Genomic DNA, 16,961 nt, shown 5'->3' with positions numbered 1-16,961 from the left:
TCTACAATTAGTAAAGTAGCAATCTCTCATTCTCCCATATTATTTTTTAGTCTAACTTCAAATATTTAAACAATACTTCAACGGAGTTTTCATTTCACATCCCATTCAAGATTGTTTACAATTTATCTATAAAAGCATAACGGAGGGATTTCTATGACCGACTTTCAAAAACAATTTTTTGCAAGATTAAATATAGAAGAAAAACAAAAAGTTTCATTTGAAGATTTACCTAACATTATGTACGCAATGGCACAAACTGTCCCATTTGAAAACTTAAATGTTCTCGAAAAGAATTTTAAGGAAATATCAAAAGAAAATCTAAAAGAAAAAATTTTAGTAAACAATCGTGGTGGTCTTTGTTATGAACTCAATCCCACTATGTATTATTTCCTTAAAGATGCTGGATTCGATGTTTATCTCGTTTCAGGAACAGTATATAACGCCACAAACTCCATATGGGCCGTTGATTCCGGACATATCGCAACCATTTTAAAACATCATAATGAGCTTTATTTAATTGAAGTTGGATTCGGATCATACTTACCGCTTGCACCTGTTCCTTTCTCAGGTGAAGTCGTTCAATCCGTTACAGGAGATTATCGTATTCGTAAAGAAATGACCGAAAAAGGAAACTACATGTTAGAGATGCGTAAAAACGATGAGTTTTTGGATCAATCTTCTACTGATGATTGGACGTTAGGCTATGCATTTTATATAGAAGAAGTGGATGAAAAAAAAGCAAATGCAGCACAAAAAATTATTGTTGAACACGATGGCTCACCATTTAACAAAGTACCTCTTATTGTAAAACTAACTGAAGATGGGCATGCCTCTTTAACGAAGGATAGTCTGACAATAGCGAAAAACGGTAAAAAAACGAAAGAAAAAGTTACAGATGTGCAATATAAAAAGCTTTTACATTCAAAATTCGGAATTACATTATAATTTTTTTAGCCTTGCCTGTTAGCAAGGCTTTTTAATTTTCAGCAGGGATTTTTTGCAATTTGTTGTATTTCATAGTTATATAGAAATATAACTACATATTTAGAAAGGAAATGATTATGACAGAACTTAAAGATCGACTACAAGTAGCTGATAAAGAAAAGTGGAATTTAACGGATATTTACGATACCATTGAAGATTGGGAAAGTGATTTTCATAAAATTGAAGTATTAACGAATGAATTACACGAGTTTAATGGAAATATTCACGATGGCAATAGTTTATTAGCCTATTTAACAAAGAGTGAAGAAATTTCTAGCATAATATCTTTAATGTTCGCTTATGCACGATTACAATCTGATCTTGATACGCGCGATACTGACGCCCAATCTCTTGTTGATAAAGTGTCACAATTGCACGTGAAAGTAAGTGCGGCTAAATCTTTCTTTTCTCCATTCTTACTTAGCGTAGATGAAAACACATTACACACTTACATAGAAGAAGCAGAAGGCTTACAATATTATAAAGAAGACTTATTTGAATTATATCGTTATAAAAAACACGTATTGAATAAGGACCAAGAAGAAATTTTATCACAAATGGGCGAAGCACTTTCCTCTCCTCAGCATACATATGGCATGTTAAATAATGCAGATATACTATTTGGTGAAGTGACTAGTAATGATGGAGAAAAAGTTACTTTAACACGAGGAATGTATGCAAAGTTAATAGAAGATGAGAGCCGCGAAAAACGTAAAGAAGCCTATAAAGCTTATTACAAGCCATACGTTCAATTGAAAAATTCTATCGCTTCTACTTTATCTGCTGCTATTAAAAATAATGTTACTGTTTCTAAGCTAAGAAAATATCCATCAGCCCTAGAAAAATCATTATTTGGTGACATGGTTCCGAAAGAAGTATATGAAAATTTAATTGAAACGACGAAAAAAAACATTCAATCTTTACATACATATAATAAACTTCGAAAAGAGAAATTAAATGTCGATGAACTAAGACAATATGACTTAAGTGTCGATTTAGTACAAGGTGTAAAACAAGACATTCCATATGATAACGCGTTTGACATCATGATTGAATCACTAGCTCCTTTAGGTGAAGAATATATTGAAACATTAAAAAGCTTTAAAGATAAACGTTATATTGACGTAAGAGAAACGCCAGGAAAACGTTCCGGTGCTTATAACTTTGGTGTATACGGCGTTCATCCTTTCATTCTTTTAAATCATCATGATGATTTAAATAGCCTTTTCACTCTTACTCACGAATGTGGGCACGGTATGCATACGCACTACTCACACGGATACCAACCAAGAATTTCTGCACACTATACTATCTTTGTCGCAGAGGTCGCTTCTACAGTAAATGAAGTGCTATTAATTCATCATTTATTAAAAGAAGCAAAAGATGCTAACGTACGTAACCATTTAGTAAACCATTTCATTGAGAAATTTAAAGGCACTTTCTTTACACAAATCATGTTCGCTGAATTTGAAAAAATCACGCATGAAATGGCACAGCAAGGTAAACCATTAAATGCCCAAGTCTTTAGCGAAGTTTATGAAAACTTGTTCAGAGAGTATAATGGCGACTCTCTCGTATTTGACGAAGAAGTAAAATACGGATGGGCTAGAATACCGCATTTCTACCGTCCATTTTACGTATACAAATACGCAACTGGATTCGCTTCTGCAATCCAAATTGCTGATAAATTATTAAGCGGCGATCCAAATGCACAGAAAAACTATCTCGAATTCCTTAAAGGTGGAAGTTCAGATTATCCATTAAATCTACTGAAAAAAGCTGGCGTTGATTTAACTACGCCAGAACCGATTGAAAGTGCATTAAATCGTTTTAGTGAACTTGTTGAAGAGTTTTCAACTTTATAAAAAAGAAGAGCCTCTCGCTAGAGGCTCTTTCTCTTTCATGCTCCGTTTCCTTCTATTAAATCATTCGCCATTTTCCTAAACTCTTGATTAAATGTATCATTCATACCATTTTGAACGTTAGAGAACAATATGACGAATGTTTTTTTATCCCAGTTAAAATTATTAAAAGTATTCCAGCCTGCTAATACCCCGTGGTTATGATAATAATCTGGATACGTATAGAAACTAAATCCATATTTTCTTGCAGGTGATGCAGTAAACATATCTAATACACTTTGTTTAGATAACAGTTTTCCATTCATAATAGCCTCATCTAGCCTTTTCATATCTTCAACAGTCGTATACATTTCACCACATCCATACAACCAGTTCATTTTTAAGCGGGGTGCAGCTATTAATTCATTATCTTTTCTCGTATAACCTTCTGCTAAAAAAATATCTTCTGGGAGAGTTGCCCCCATTCCAGATTCATGCATTTCAACAGGAGTGAAAATATTTTCTTTCACGTATTCAGCGAGCGGTTTATTCGTAATTTTTTCTACAATATACGCAAGCACCATATAATTATAGTCTGTATATTTCCATCCTGTCCCTGCAGGAAATTGTAACGCTTGCGAACCAATCCAGGTTACTAACTTTAAACGTGACGCCGCATCCACCCTACCTTTTCCTTGATCTGGTAACCCTGATGTGTGCGTTAATAAATTTCGTAACGTAATATTTTTATCTGCCGGAAACGATGGAATATACTTATTTACATTGTCTTCAATATTTAATTTTCCTTTTTCTTTTAGTTGCATAATAGATATTGCAACAACTGTTTTCGTAATAGAACCAATGCGATATTTCGTTCTTGGCGTTGTGAATACTTTATCTTTCATATTTGCATACCCATAACCTTTTCGTAAAATCACATGGTCTTTACTAGCTACAAGAACACTACCATTAAATCCTTTATCTTTTAAATATTGATCTAGTTTTCCAGCTACAACTTCATAGTGCTTTTTCTCATTGGCATCAACTTCTTGCATATCGTGCTTTTGCTTATTATTCAAATTAGAAAATGCCTTTATATCATATTTCTTACCTTTACTTGCATGTATGAGTGCAACGACACTTCCAGAAAAAACAGCAAAAATAAAGAAAACGATTAACCATTTCTTTAACATAATAGGAACCCTCTTTTATCTAGTTTCACTTAACGCGCATCCATTCTATTCTATATCTATTAATTTTCATTTTTTTATAATACTACCTATTATTCACCTAAATGAACTAGATTCCTTTTTCTCATATTCAGTTTTCGGCTACTCTCTATTGTATTTCTTTCTTGCAAAATTTCCACCATACAATCGGATGCACCCTACTATAATTTCAACATCTTATGTAACATTTGTTACACATTATCAAAAAGGAGTTATAAACATGAAAAATACTGATAAACGCAATCGTTTAGATGATATGATGTTTCATTACAGGGTAACAAAAAATAACATAGTTTTAATTGAATATTACGGAAAACAAATTATGATATTAAAAGGAACTGCTGCTGAAAAATTTTTAAACAAAATAAATCATGCACATAACGATACAGAAAAACAACTCATTATGGCTAAAGTTACAGGTAATTTCAAAAGAGGCAATGAGCGTCAATGAAAACGAATCTCATTTATATTTTGATTATACAACATATAAAAAAAGAAATGTCACTCATTCGGCATTTCTTTAGACTTTCTTCATAAAAAATTTACATTGCTAACTTTCTTTTATTTTTTTGTTTCTTCTATATAAACTGACTGCCGAGATACTTAACAATACTACTATACATAACCACGCATACGCATACCCTTTCTCATCCACAATATAACCAAATAAAACAGGTGCAACAATAATAGCAATTTGATTTAATGTAAGTGCTACACTCACTGTTATTCCTACAGATTCTTCACTTGCCAATTCAGCAACTTCGGCTATAAAAAGACTAAACCATCCAATTGAAAAGAATCCTAACAATGCACTTACACTATACAAGACTCCGCTCGTTATTGTATGTATACTCATTACTAACAATAAAATCAAGCCGATAGAAGCGCAGACAGCTATAAATAAAGGTATACGCCGATTCCCCTTATAAAACACATCACTAATAGCTGCTAATGCAACACGACCAATCATTCCAGAAAAGAACATAACTGAAAATACTGTTCCGGCTACAATAGATGTAATCGATTGTTCCCCCGCTAAAAATTTCATGAAGTGTCCAACTAACACCATTTGTAATGAAATCATGCAAATACCCGTTATATAAATTGGATACAACTCTTTTTTACATATCACTACTTTTAGCTCCATCCAAAAGGAAATTTTAATATGTCCTTTCCTCGCTTCCTCCTGAACATATGGCTCTTTATAAAACACAAAAAATAATACTCCTCCAATTATACAAATGCATGCGATACTATTGATCGCGTAAGTCATATTATATTGTACTGTAAGAAACGGGATTAACACTCCCGCTAACGCGCCACCAATCGGTATACCAGCTTGCCTTATTCCCATCGCTAATCCCCGATTTTCTTTTGGGAACCATTTTAAAATCACTTTACTTCCTCCTGGCTGGGAAACACTATAAAACATTCCTATTAATAAAAGTACAAATAATAACCCATTAAATCCACTTACTATATTAGTCAGTAAAAGCGAACTCCCTAGTAAAAATGAACTGATAGAAATTAATATTTTTTCATTATATTGATCAAGTAGCCGACCGATAAAAAGCATACAAAATAACGGTCCAACATTTACAACACTTACTAACAATCCACTCTCCATATTCGTAAGCGCATATTCTTCTTTCCAAAATAAAGCGAAAACCCCGACACCATATGTTATAAGTGTCGCTGTTGTTTGAGCAATCGTCGCAACAATTAACATCACCCACTTATAAGTACTGTTCATCCTTTCTTCCATTAACACAATAATCCCTCCATCCTCTTCCATTGTATGAAAGTTCTGATATCATATAAAATAAAGATTCATCATATAATCCATCAAAAAAATTGATATCTTTTTGGAGGGATGATACGTGGACATAAAAGATTTAACTGTATTTTACGAAGTCGCGAAGGAAAATAATATTTCTCACGCAGCGAAAAATTTGAATTATGTACAATCAGGCGTAACAATGCGTATGAAACAACTAGAAAATGAATTAGGCGTGCCCTTATTTTACCGAAACGGAAAAGGTGTAACTTTAACTTCTAACGGTGAAATTTTATTAACGTACGCCAAACAAATTATCCACTTAATGGATCAATCTATAAAAGCGGTTCAAAGTAATGGAACTGAGCCAAAAGGTACTTTGAAAATTGGATGTACAGAATCTACAACTGCAGTAAGGCTCCCCTCTATATTAACGACCTACTATGAGAAGTACCCAGAAGTCGAATTGATTTTAGAAACAAATACGACCGAACAACTAATTAAGCTTGTATTAGATCGAAAACTAGACGGAGCGTTTATAGCTGGCTCTACTCAGCATAATGAACTTCATTCAAATGTATTTCATGAAGAAGAATTAGTTCTCATTAGTAAAAAAACTTTATCCTCTCTTAAAGACATAGAAGATATGAATTTACTTGCCTTTAGTCACGGTTGCTATTATAGAAGTTTATTAGAAGACTGGCTTCAAGAAGAAGACATCTCGCCTAAACGAGTATTAGAGTTCGGAACAATTGAAGCGATACTTGCATGTGTAAAATCAAGTATGGGCGTAGCGATTATGATGAAATCAATTTTAAAGGGGCATGAACATGACGTATCATTCAATCCTTTACCAAATAGCTTCAATAAAGTTCCTACTACTTTCATTACTAGAAACGATATATTTCGCTCAGCTGCATTACAAAAATTTATGGAGGTAACTCACAATGCATGAAAAGAAAATACGTGGGATGAAACGAAAAACAAACGCTATGATAAAACGAATTGAGGAACATACAAAAATGTTCCCTTCTACTTTCTATAACGATGAATATTGGTATATGCCTTTACCCGTTTCGCAAGATTTTATCGAGTCCCATAAAACACCTAGAAAAGTAAAACGATTATGTATACAAACCTTAATAGATCGAGTAAATCATTTAATAAAAATAAAACCGAGTGATACACATACATATCGAGTTGTTGCTTTAATTTCTATAGAGAATCTATGGAGATCGCAAATTATCGTATTCAAAAACGATGACTACTTTCATAACTTTTTCAATAGAAATAATGAATTTCAAAAATGGATTCTTCTTTCGAATGAAATTGATTTTTGGGAAACATGGGGAATTTCAATTTGTCCTACTCCTCAAATGTTGCGCTTTCAAGAAGTCATTTATGATGAGGATACAATCGATGAAAAAGAGATTTGGTTTATTGGAGAGTTATCTTAAAAGGGGTACTTTCAAATGAAAAGCTTCCCTTTTTCCACTTATCAAAATCGCTATATAATGAATCTGTCATTTTATTATATGGGAGGTTTTCAAATGGTAATACCTAAATATCCTGATGTCCCTACTCTTACGAAAAAACAAATCGATCAAATTACAGAAATCACTTTTCTAAAAGAAATAACACCACAAAAATGTGATGTCATTTTCGTTTTCGGCGGTTCTCACCCCGGCAATTGGCAAGCTCCTCTAGAAGCTTATCGACAAGGTTTAGGAAATCAAATTATCGTTACAGGTGGTACTAGTTTACATGGCATGAAACATCCGAGCTGGAATTACGGAGATTTGTCAGAAGCAGAAGTAATTGTAAATAAATTAATGGAACATGGCGTACCAAAAGATGCTATCATGTTCGAGACAAACTCCCTCCATTCTATCGCTAATGTAATGGAAGCGAAAAAGATTTTTGATTTCACAAAGGTTAATCGGCTACTATTTGTATGCAAAAGCTTAGGCGCTGGTCGGCAATATAGAGTCTTAAAAAAACATTTACCTAAAACTATTACTTGTATCCCATATACATTTGATACAAGTTTCGATGGTGAGTTTATAATGAATAGATATAATTGGATGGAAAATGAGAAAAGCCGCTCTATGATTTTTGGAGAATACTTGAGAAATGTTTGCTACGGTAGAAAAGGTGGTATTGAGCCACCTGAAAAAGAGGTTCATGGTCTAGAAGAATATGTTTCCTATTACTATAATCTAGCATAATAGAAAAAGGTATACCTAAAACACCGGTATACCTTTTATGCTATCTCACTTATTTTTCTTTTAACACAGTATGTAATCGATCCGGATAATTTGTAAACATTCCTGTAGCGCCCCATTTCATTAACAATCTCATATCTGGTTTCTCATTAATTGTATAAGGATGAATTAACAGACCATTTTGCCTAGCCATTTTCATATATGACTCATTGATAATTAAATCTCCGTTATCATTACGTAAGTTTGGTCCAATACCGACTGCATACTTTTTAATTTCTTGAAAATCATCATTCGTTACACGTTTCGGCTCATGTGTAATGCCAGACCATTCAACAATCTCATTGTTTTCATTTGGATAATACCAAAGCAATTGAACTAACGGAATATTTTTATTTATACTATGAATCTTTTTTAAACTATCTTTACTAAATGATTGAATCATCACACGGCTAGAAGACATGTTTTGACCTATTAAATTATATTTTTCTAATAAAGCTAATAATTTCTCTTCCATTCCTGGATACACATCTGGTGATTTTGTTTCAATGTAATACTTCATGCTTCTTCCGTACTTTTGGAAAATTTCTTCAAGAGTCGGAACTTTTTGACCAACATACTCTTGCTTAGCCTTTTCTGGATACGCTTTATTGAACCACGATCCTGCATCTAAACTCTTTATTTCGCTTAACGTTTTATCTCGTACTTCGCCTGTTCCATTTGTCGTACGATCAACTGCTGTATCATGCATTGCAATTAATTGGCCATCCTTAGTTAATTGAATATCTAACTCCAAATAATCCGCTTTCATTTTTTTCACTAAATCATAAGAAGCAAAAGTATGCTCAGGTGCATGTCCACTTGCTCCGCGATGTGCAATATTTAAAAACTTATTCTTATTCCACTCATGCTTTCCTTCTGCTTTCGCATGAACAGCTCCCCCAGCAAAAATACTTCCCGTCATAAAGAAAATAACTAATACGCTAATAATTTTTCTCATCCTTTTAACCCTTCCTACGTTGTAAATTTCAACAAGTTAATGAGATTTACACGAAATAGAAGATATACTTTCATTATTTTTATAAGCTTATATTAAAATTTCAGTCTTACAAATATACTTTCCCTATTTTATTAATATAGAAAACTATTTATTTTCTATACCCCTCCTTTCCACATGTAAATTCCCTATTGTGTACGGTTCATCCAATAAAAAAAGCCATAAATTATTTAGAGGGCACTTCTGTATCCCTAAATAAATTTATGGCTTATCTCAAATATCTCCGGCCTCGATTAACTTGTCGAAATTAATCATACCAAACCTATTAAATTTTGCAAATATTATTTTTCCGGTACAGTGAAGCTTTAATCAGTATAAGTTATATATCTATCTTATACTAATTAGTATTTGAACACATCGAATTTTTCCGAACAGCCCGATTCCTATCTAACTTCTTTAATTTCCATTCATACAAGATAAAATTCTATTGTCATTTGACATGATATTTACGTAAATCTAAGTTTTACTTAATTACAAATTCTTAATTTCGTATATCCGTTCTTGTAAGTTTAGGTTTCTTTTGAGAATGTGGTATATTTACATGCCCCGAAGTAGCCGTGGATTGTCTCCTTTCCTTCCTTGACAATTTAGGTTTCTTTTGAGAATGTAATTCTTTTAAATGTTCCGAAGTAATACCTTGTTTTCTAAAATCAAAGTAAAAATATACATGTGTACTTAGAGCTAAGAACACAACGGAAAAAAATGATAAGAGAATGATTAATAAAATAGCCATAGTCTTTTGGCTCAAAATTCCAATACTAATTTGACCAATCATATAACCTAAACTTGAAAAAAATACAATTTTAGGGATTTTCACATCTTGATCCGTTGTTCCTCTTAAGCGGGCTGTAAAATATTTAATCCAGAATAATTCAGATTTATAAACAATTAAACTATATGCAATAAGCGATAGAATAAAAAATAAAGGCGACTCTATTTTTACGAATTCGTAAGCTAACTTTTGCACAGCTATAAAACTACAAAATGAAATACTTAATGAAACAAATCCAGAATATAGTAAATGTTGCAATTGAGGCTGCCGAGGCTTATAAATGGAAACCCAAATCCCCCATAGATTACATATCACATAAAATGGTAAAGCTACGTAAGAGTATATATCGTACGGTGGAAATATGAATAAAATGATGAGTAGCATAAAATTCATGATAACCCACATAAAGGCCCCTACAATATTTCTTATATCAAATGGTATTAATATTCGTATACAATCCACTATGTTGTTGCCATTATATTTGTCCATTATGCATCCCATCCATTTCCTTCCTCTTCAAATCAACATATACCCATATATATACTCCAGATATACTAAGCACAACAGCAAATAAAGAAAAGACTAAAATTAAGACCGTCGCTAAACCGTTTTGTGATAATGTACCTATACATATTTGTCCAATAACATATCCCAACCCTGATAAATACACAATTGGAGAAATTTTTATATTGTCATTTTCTTCATTGTTTAATCGCCTTAAAAAACTTTTCATTCCAATAGAAATCAATTTATAGTTTGTAAGAATGTAAAGCAGAAAAGTAACAATAAAAAACAGAGGTGTTTCAATTTTAATAAAAGTATATGCCATCTTTTGAATCACTATAAAGCTTCCAAAAGAAAAAGTTATTCCCATAAATCCATTATATAAAATGTGTACCAACCTTAGCTCATTTGGTTTATAAAAAAATACCCATACTCCCCATATATTAGCAATCAAAAGAAAAGGTAAAATTATATATAAGCATATAGTAAAGGTTGGAGGAAATAAAAATGGGGTTAAAATCATAAAATTAATAACTACCCATACCATAACGACACTCGATCTTACACTGCCAGGCATCAATTTCTGAATAATTTGTTCCGTACTCTTTCCGTGATATTTTTCCATATTAATCTCCCAAAAACTAAAAAAATTTATCTAAAGCTGCTCCGATTCCAGTTTTAACTTTATCTTTTATCGAATCCTGTTTACCATCATGATTCCAATCACCTTTGTTAAACTTAATTCCATCTGTTACTATACTAGCTCCTATAGAAACACCAAAGCCAATACAAGCTCCAGCAACAGTTCCGATTGGACCGCCAAAAACAGTTCCAACAGCTGCACCTAGTTTGGCTCCCGCAAAGGCACTTACAGCAGTTGTACCAACCCCAATTGCTGCATAGCCTAAAGCACTTGTTTTTAATTTTAATCAATCTTTAAGAAATTCTTTTGGTGATAAAATATGTCTTTTTACATCGTCTATTTGCTTTACTTCGGCTAGAGGTAATGTAGTATGTAATCTCTAGGAAATATAATACAATAAAAAAATGATTCAATCTAGTAATTGCCAACACTTATAACTGAAAACTAAAAAAATTCTAACAACAAAAAAGAAAGAGAATTAATTTACATATATTTTTATAATAATAATGTCTCTTCACTACACAATCTTTATTTTTTAAGCTAAAAAGAAGTACCGTCCTATAAAAGACAATACTTCCTTAGTTACTTAAAAATCACATAATAAATTACCCATTACCTCTTCAAGCACTACATCTAGATTTACTACCTCTTTTTCCGAACGCCATCCTATAAAGCCATCTGGTCTAATTAATACTGCTCCTCCATCACTTAAACCATATAATTCGCTAAAAATATTTTCTTGAGCAATAAAATCTCCACTTAAACCAACGCGATATACTTTTATATTTACTCCTAATTTAGCTGAAACAGTATGTGCTGATTCAGCCCAAGAATCATTTTCTGCTCCAGTAAGCAAAACAAAATCGTTACCTAATAAATCAAGGACAGAGACTTCTTTCTCCTCATACATTCCAATAAAATGTGGTGCTCGCGTTCCAGGTCTTCCGTTCAACTGTACTATATCCATTCTATGTGGAGTGACTGCGTCATCTATTATTGCATCTGAACTATAATGATACCCAGCAGTTACAGCTAAACCATCCATCTTATTCAAACTGCCTTCCTCTCTATTCGCAGCACGAAACAGTAAACTACTTGCATAAGCTGTCGTTAATTTTGCAACAGGATATCTCTCTTCATGATATGTTTCTAACAGTTTTGGTTTTGCCTTTCCTTTTATAACAGCCGCTAATTTCCAGGCTAGATTGTGTGCATCTTGTATTCCTGTATTGGAACCAAACCCTCCTGTTGGCGGCATAATATGTGCAGAATCACCAACTAAAAAAATGCGATTATCTTGAAATTTTGTAGCAGTACTTTCAGCCGCTTTCCACGGTAAAACACTTACTATTTCCGGCTCAACATTTGTGCTTCCAATTGCGGTTTGAATAATTTGTTTACAACGTTCTATAGTGAAATCTTCTGGTCGCTCTCCTTTTAATGGATCGTAGGATACATGATAAATCCACCTTCTTGCGTTATCGACTGGAATGAGTGCACCGAGAACTTCCGGATGAAGTACCATAGAAAAACCAAATGCATCTCCTTGCATAAACTCACTTACATCCGCTTCAAAATAAATATTCATATAATAGCCACCGATTGTACCTCGTCCCTCCGCACTTATCCCTAGCTGCTCACGTATTTTACTTTTTGCCCCATCTGCTGCAATTACATAGTCACAATGTATGATACTTTCTTTTTCTGTTTCACGATTTCGAATCGTTGCGATTACTCCTTGCTCATTTTGTTCATAAGAAACTAATTCATGATAAAAAGATAATTCTCCGCCTAATATTCTCGCTTCTTGTAACATGATCTCTTCTAAAGTAATTTGATAACAAGCAGTTTGTTTTGATGGACTAATCTCTTCTATTTTCTGAAGTAACTTTTCATCATTTTCATACTGATTCGCCCTCATTTGTGCCAATTCTTCCTGATTCGCCTCAGCTATTGTATGAACAGCTATTCTTCCTCGGCAATTTTCTAATGTTTTACCCGCCGATCTAATTCTTTGTTCTAAACCTAATTCTCGAAATAACTCCATCGTACGAAAAGTGATTCCACCTGCTTTCGGATGAATGGCAGTAGACAGATGCCTTTCAATAAGTAAGTACTCAATATTATGTTTTGCAAGGAATAACGCAGACGCTAATCCTGATAATCCCCCTCCAACAATTAAAACTGGTACATCATTCGATTCCATATACTTATCCTCCACATCATTGTTCTGAGCTCAGTGACATAAATATAATCAAAAAAACAACAAAGATATAGACTTATATTTCATTTTAAATTATCATATAGATAGATTACGCCCCAAATTACTTTTACTTTTTCATACAACTATAATCTGTTTGAATTGTGCATGTATGAAAGAGTAAAACGAAACAACTCACTTTAAAATAATAAAAACATGATAAGCGGTCGTAACCCTATAAATTATATAGGGTTACGACCGCTTAATTTTTTGGCCAATAGCTTAACCTTTCTCATCTGTAAACAACGTATTATTAAAGCCTTTTTTATCCCCCTACCATTTTCAACATAAAAATTTCATTCGTCTCGATTTTCTTTCCCAATATTGCAGCTCATATAACAATCATGTAGCATTACCATATCGAAGTAATGGTCCATCATCTTAAACCTTTCGATTAATTTTTTGGAGGTATAGTGATTGAAATGAATAAACAAGAACAATTAAATGTTATAAAAAAAGATTTTATTGATTCTCAAAAAGTATTATTGGCAATTGGTGATGAAACACGTCAAGCTATTTTGTTAGTTCTCATGGAAACGGAATGTCAAACAGGATTACGTGTAGGAGAAATTACGAAACAAACACACCTTTCTCGACCAGCGGTATCACATCACCTTAGAATTTTACGAGAAGCCGGTATTATTTTAATGCGAAAAGAAGGTACAAAAAACTTTTATTATATTGATATACGTACAAAATTAAGTTTATTAAAAAATCTTGTATTAGATATTGAAAAGCTATTGCACAACTTTTATCCCACTTTAACGGGCAGTAAGACCCCCACCTCAGAATTCAGCGAAAGCAAAGAATTTAGATAGGGGATCAACTGCCCATAAAAGTCCGATTGGTTCAACTAATAATCAGTGGGGGATGAAGAACCCCCCACTGATTAAAGTTTCACTTTATTGAAATTTGGAGGTATAAGAAATGAAAGCGATGATAATTGATAAGTACGGAAAAGTTCCAATGCGCATGGCCGAGGTACCTATTCCTGAAATAAATGAGCATGAAGTGCTCGCAGAAATTCATGCAGCTAGTATTAACCCAATTGATTTTAAAATACGCGATGGAAAAGTAAAGATGTTACTGAAATATGAAATGCCCCTAATCCTTGGGAATGACTTTGCCGGTGTCATCATAAAGGTTGGATCAAAAGTAACTCGTTTTAAAATCGGTGATGAAATATATGCACGTCCAAGAAAAAATAAGATTGGTACTTTCGCGGAGTATATAGCTATTCATGAAGATGATATAGCTTTAAAACCGAAAAATTTAAGTTTTGAAGAAGCTGCTTCAATTCCACTTGTTGGCTTAACATCATATCAAGCATTACATGACATTATGCAATTACAAAAAGATCAAAAGATTTTAATTCACGCTGGATCTGGTGGTGTTGGTACTTTCGCAATTCAGCTAGCAAAAATAATGGGTGCTACCGTTACAACAACTGCTAGTGAAGCTGGTTCCGATTTAGTAAAGTCTCTTGGAGCAGATCAAATTATTAATTACAAAACAGAAAAATTTGAAGAAATACTAAAAGATTATGATGCAGTATTTGATACCATTGGTGGTACAACACTTGAAAAATCATTCGATATTATAAAAAGCGGCGGCAACATTGTTTCCGTTTCAGGAATACCAAATGCTCGTTTCGGTAAAGAATTTGGTTCTGGATTTTTTAAAACATTCTTATTTTCATTAGCAAGTAAAAAACTTACTGCACTTGAAAAAAAGCATAATGCTCAATATTCATTTTTATTTATGAAGCCAAGCGGAGATCAATTACGTACTATCGCAAACTATATTGAAGCCGGAAAAATCAAACCGGTAATCGATCGAGTTTTCCCTTTTGAAGATGCGCAAAAAGCAATGGAATATTCAGAGGCCGGAAGAGCAAAAGGAAAAATAATTGTGAAAATGAAATAATAATAAAGACTCCATTTTCTTAAGATGGGGTCTTTATATTTACTGTTAAATAGACATAGTGCAGTGAAGTCCTTACAATAGATTGCAAGGGGAAATATCATATTATACTTTTAGCTAATTTTACAAAGAATACATACGTACACATACATAATAAAAAAATAAACAAGGAGGAGATAAAATGACTAAAAATAATGAAGCTGGTTGGAATTTAGACCATAGTTATACGACTTTACCACAATCATTTTATACAGAAATCCCCCCTACTCCCGTAAGTTCACCGGAGTTAGTTAAGCTAAACCATTCACTTGCGATATCTCTTGGCTTTAATCCTGAAGAATTGAAGAAAGAAGCCGAAATCGCTATTTTCGCCGGTAATGCACTCCCAGAAGGAGCTCATCCATTAGCGCAAGCGTATGCTGGACATCAATTCGGACATTTTAATATGTTAGGCGACGGTCGTGCTCTTTTAATTGGTGAACAAATGACTCCTTCAGGTAAACGTTTTGACATTCAACTGAAAGGTTCTGGCCCTACTCCGTATTCACGCCGCGGTGATGGTCGTGCTGCACTCGGTCCAATGCTACGTGAATATATTATAAGCGAAGCAATGTATGCACTTGATATTCCAACTACCCGCAGTTTAGCAGTTGTCACAACTGGAGAACCTACATACCGTGAAACAAAGTTACCTGGAGCAATTTTAACTAGAGTAGCTAGTAGCCATATTCGCGTTGGTACATTTCAATATGCTGCGGCTCGCGGTTCAATCGAGGATCTTCAATCACTAGCTGACTATACAATAAAAAGACATTATCCAGAAATTGAAGCTCATGAAAACCGATATACTGCATTGCTACAAGAAGTCATAAAGAAACAAGCAAGCCTCATCGCTAAATGGCAACTTGTTGGATTTATCCACGGTGTAATGAACACTGACAATATAACAATTAGCGGAGAAACAATTGATTACGGTCCTTGTGCATTTATGGACAATTACGACCAAGGAACCGTATTTAGCTCCATTGATACACAAGGCCGCTACGCATATGGAAATCAGCCGTATATGGCCGCATGGGATCTCGCGCGACTAGCTGAATCTTTAATACCAATCCTGCACGAAGATGAAGAAGAAGCATTAAAGATTGCTCAAGACGAAATTTCAAAATTTAGCGTACAGTATGAAAACCAGTGGTTCCTTGGAATGAAAAAGAAATTAGGACTATTTAGTAACGAAGAACAAGATCAATCACTTATTGAGCAACTTTTAAAAATGATGGAGAAATTTAAAGCGGATTACACAAATACATTCCGTTCATTAACTCTTAATACGATCGAAAATACAGCTCTATTTGAAAGTCCTGAATTTAAAGAATGGTACAAACTGTGGCAATCTCGATTAGAAAAACAAGAAGAATCGAAAGAAAATGCCTACGAAATGATGAAAAATAATAACCCATCCATCATCCCAAGAAACCATCGCGTAGAAGAAGCACTAGAAGCCGCTGTTACAAATGGCGACTATAGCGTAATGGAGAAACTCCTTGAAGCTCTAGCAAATCCTTATGCGTATTCTACAGATCAAGAAGAATACTGCGTTCCACCTGTGCCTACGAATCGTCCTTATCGTACTTTTTGTGGGACTTGATGGTTTAATATGTAAAAAAGGTGTGTTCATACAAATTGTGTGAACACACCCTTTTTATATTCCCACCTCTCAACTAGAACTTTAAAATGCCCCTCCCCGTT

At 33.6% G+C, this 16,961-nt stretch carries 15 protein-coding genes and 1 pseudogene; 9 read left to right on the top strand and 7 right to left on the bottom strand.

Annotated features, from left to right (window positions below; genetic code table 11):
* Window positions 1-153 precede the first annotated feature (153 nt).
* Window positions 154-945: an arylamine N-acetyltransferase family protein gene (locus tag AC0L0O_RS07045; protein WP_428889294.1), complete on the top strand. Its 792-nt coding sequence runs from the start codon at window positions 154-156 to the stop codon at window positions 943-945.
* Between the two features lie 116 nt (window positions 946-1,061).
* On the top strand, window positions 1,062-2,849 hold the full coding sequence (gene pepF / locus AC0L0O_RS07040; protein WP_000137568.1) for an oligoendopeptidase F: 1,788 nt from the start codon (window positions 1,062-1,064) through the stop codon (window positions 2,847-2,849).
* Between the two features lie 35 nt (window positions 2,850-2,884).
* Here the strand turns inward: pepF and AC0L0O_RS07035 are convergent, their stop codons facing one another.
* Window positions 2,885-4,018, bottom strand: coding sequence for a serine hydrolase domain-containing protein (locus AC0L0O_RS07035; protein ID WP_000915211.1), 1,134 nt, complete (start codon window positions 4,016-4,018; stop codon window positions 2,885-2,887).
* 256 nt (window positions 4,019-4,274) lie between these two features.
* Here AC0L0O_RS07035 and AC0L0O_RS07030 point away from each other — a divergent pair, with 256 nt between their 5' ends.
* On the top strand, window positions 4,275-4,505 hold the full coding sequence (locus AC0L0O_RS07030; protein WP_000798801.1) for a hypothetical protein: 231 nt from the start codon (window positions 4,275-4,277) through the stop codon (window positions 4,503-4,505).
* A gap of 99 nt (window positions 4,506-4,604) precedes the next feature.
* On the opposite strand, the gene AC0L0O_RS07025 is transcribed toward AC0L0O_RS07030, so the two are convergent.
* A complete protein-coding gene (locus tag AC0L0O_RS07025; protein ID WP_003157243.1) occupies window positions 4,605-5,849 on the bottom strand; it encodes an MFS transporter in 1,245 nt (414 codons plus the stop codon).
* A gap of 85 nt (window positions 5,850-5,934) precedes the next feature.
* On the opposite strand from AC0L0O_RS07025, the gene AC0L0O_RS07020 reads away from it, so the two are divergent.
* From AC0L0O_RS07020 to AC0L0O_RS07010, 3 genes are all read left to right on the top strand, one after another.
* Window positions 5,935-6,786, top strand: a complete 852-nt coding sequence (locus AC0L0O_RS07020; RefSeq protein WP_000351706.1) for a LysR family transcriptional regulator — start codon at window positions 5,935-5,937, stop codon at window positions 6,784-6,786.
* Window positions 6,779-7,288, top strand: coding sequence for a DUF3916 domain-containing protein (locus AC0L0O_RS07015; protein WP_000544596.1), 510 nt, complete (start codon window positions 6,779-6,781; stop codon window positions 7,286-7,288). Before AC0L0O_RS07020 ends, AC0L0O_RS07015 begins: the two co-directional genes overlap by 8 nt.
* Before the next feature lie 93 nt (window positions 7,289-7,381).
* Window positions 7,382-8,059 carry a YdcF family protein gene (locus AC0L0O_RS07010; protein ID WP_000236547.1) on the top strand — a complete coding sequence of 226 codons (678 nt, stop codon included), beginning with the start codon at window positions 7,382-7,384 and terminating at the stop codon, window positions 8,057-8,059.
* 49 nt (window positions 8,060-8,108) lie between these two features.
* On the opposite strand, the gene AC0L0O_RS07005 is transcribed toward AC0L0O_RS07010, so the two are convergent.
* From AC0L0O_RS07005 to AC0L0O_RS06985, 5 genes and pseudogenes are all read right to left on the bottom strand, one after another.
* The gene (locus AC0L0O_RS07005; RefSeq protein ID WP_001226321.1) at window positions 8,109-9,053 is read right to left on the bottom strand and encodes a glycerophosphodiester phosphodiesterase; all 945 of its coding nucleotides are present in this window, start codon (window positions 9,051-9,053) and stop codon (window positions 8,109-8,111) included.
* A 538-nt stretch (window positions 9,054-9,591) separates the two neighbouring features.
* Window positions 9,592-10,383: a hypothetical protein gene (locus AC0L0O_RS07000; protein WP_000501770.1), complete on the bottom strand. Its 792-nt coding sequence runs from the start codon at window positions 10,381-10,383 to the stop codon at window positions 9,592-9,594.
* The gene (locus tag AC0L0O_RS06995) at window positions 10,358-11,011 is read right to left on the bottom strand and encodes a hypothetical protein (RefSeq protein WP_134188402.1); all 654 of its coding nucleotides are present in this window, start codon (window positions 11,009-11,011) and stop codon (window positions 10,358-10,360) included. The genes AC0L0O_RS07000 and AC0L0O_RS06995 overlap by 26 nt, the downstream gene beginning before the upstream one ends.
* Window positions 11,012-11,027: 16 nt before the next feature.
* Window positions 11,028-11,399, bottom strand: a pseudogene (locus AC0L0O_RS06990) (WXG100 family type VII secretion target); the annotation flags it as partial.
* A 216-nt stretch (window positions 11,400-11,615) separates the two neighbouring features.
* Complete coding sequence (locus AC0L0O_RS06985; RefSeq protein WP_428889438.1) at window positions 11,616-13,235, bottom strand: FAD-dependent oxidoreductase; 1,620 nt, start codon at window positions 13,233-13,235, stop codon at window positions 11,616-11,618.
* Window positions 13,236-13,702: 467 nt separating this feature from the next.
* Between AC0L0O_RS06985 and AC0L0O_RS06980 the strand changes: the two genes are divergently transcribed.
* From AC0L0O_RS06980 to AC0L0O_RS06970, 3 genes are all read left to right on the top strand, one after another.
* On the top strand, window positions 13,703-14,107 hold the full coding sequence (locus AC0L0O_RS06980; RefSeq protein WP_000571882.1) for an ArsR/SmtB family transcription factor: 405 nt from the start codon (window positions 13,703-13,705) through the stop codon (window positions 14,105-14,107).
* 109 nt (window positions 14,108-14,216) lie between these two features.
* Window positions 14,217-15,215, top strand: a complete 999-nt coding sequence (locus AC0L0O_RS06975) for an NADP-dependent oxidoreductase (protein ID WP_000646398.1) — start codon at window positions 14,217-14,219, stop codon at window positions 15,213-15,215.
* A 178-nt stretch (window positions 15,216-15,393) separates the two neighbouring features.
* The gene (locus AC0L0O_RS06970; RefSeq protein WP_000164885.1) at window positions 15,394-16,860 is read left to right on the top strand and encodes a protein adenylyltransferase SelO; all 1,467 of its coding nucleotides are present in this window, start codon (window positions 15,394-15,396) and stop codon (window positions 16,858-16,860) included.
* Window positions 16,861-16,961 lie beyond the last annotated feature (101 nt).

It is taken from the genome of Bacillus sp. GS3m_15504 (assembly GCF_055825275.1).
The sequence above is the reverse complement of the archived record's forward strand: the minus strand, read 5'-3'. Positions and strand labels throughout refer to the sequence as shown.

What these genes read in the sequence shown, in the direction of transcription:
- AC0L0O_RS07045 (WP_428889294.1), top strand. Translation starts at nt 154, where the DNA reads ATGACCGACTTTCAAAAACAATTTTTTGCAAGATTAAATATAGAAGAA.
- AC0L0O_RS07010 (WP_000236547.1), top strand. Translation starts at nt 7,382, where the DNA reads ATGGTAATACCTAAATATCCTGATGTCCCTACTCTTACGAAAAAACAA.
- AC0L0O_RS07005 (WP_001226321.1), bottom strand. Translation starts at nt 9,053, where the DNA reads ATGAGAAAAATTATTAGCGTATTAGTTATTTTCTTTATGACGGGAAGT.
- AC0L0O_RS07025 (WP_003157243.1), bottom strand. Translation starts at nt 5,849, where the DNA reads ATGGAAGAGGATGGAGGGATTATTGTGTTAATGGAAGAAAGGATGAAC.
- AC0L0O_RS07030 (WP_000798801.1), top strand. Translation starts at nt 4,275, where the DNA reads ATGAAAAATACTGATAAACGCAATCGTTTAGATGATATGATGTTTCAT.
- AC0L0O_RS07000 (WP_000501770.1), bottom strand. Translation starts at nt 10,383, where the DNA reads ATGGGATGCATAATGGACAAATATAATGGCAACAACATAGTGGATTGT.
- AC0L0O_RS06970 (WP_000164885.1), top strand. Translation starts at nt 15,394, where the DNA reads ATGACTAAAAATAATGAAGCTGGTTGGAATTTAGACCATAGTTATACG.
- AC0L0O_RS06975 (WP_000646398.1), top strand. Translation starts at nt 14,217, where the DNA reads ATGAAAGCGATGATAATTGATAAGTACGGAAAAGTTCCAATGCGCATG.
- AC0L0O_RS06985 (WP_428889438.1), bottom strand. Translation starts at nt 13,235, where the DNA reads ATGGAATCGAATGATGTACCAGTTTTAATTGTTGGAGGGGGATTATCA.
- pepF (WP_000137568.1), top strand. Translation starts at nt 1,062, where the DNA reads ATGACAGAACTTAAAGATCGACTACAAGTAGCTGATAAAGAAAAGTGG.
- AC0L0O_RS06995 (WP_134188402.1), bottom strand. Translation starts at nt 11,011, where the DNA reads ATGGAAAAATATCACGGAAAGAGTACGGAACAAATTATTCAGAAATTG.
- AC0L0O_RS07015 (WP_000544596.1), top strand. Translation starts at nt 6,779, where the DNA reads ATGCATGAAAAGAAAATACGTGGGATGAAACGAAAAACAAACGCTATG.
- AC0L0O_RS07035 (WP_000915211.1), bottom strand. Translation starts at nt 4,018, where the DNA reads ATGTTAAAGAAATGGTTAATCGTTTTCTTTATTTTTGCTGTTTTTTCT.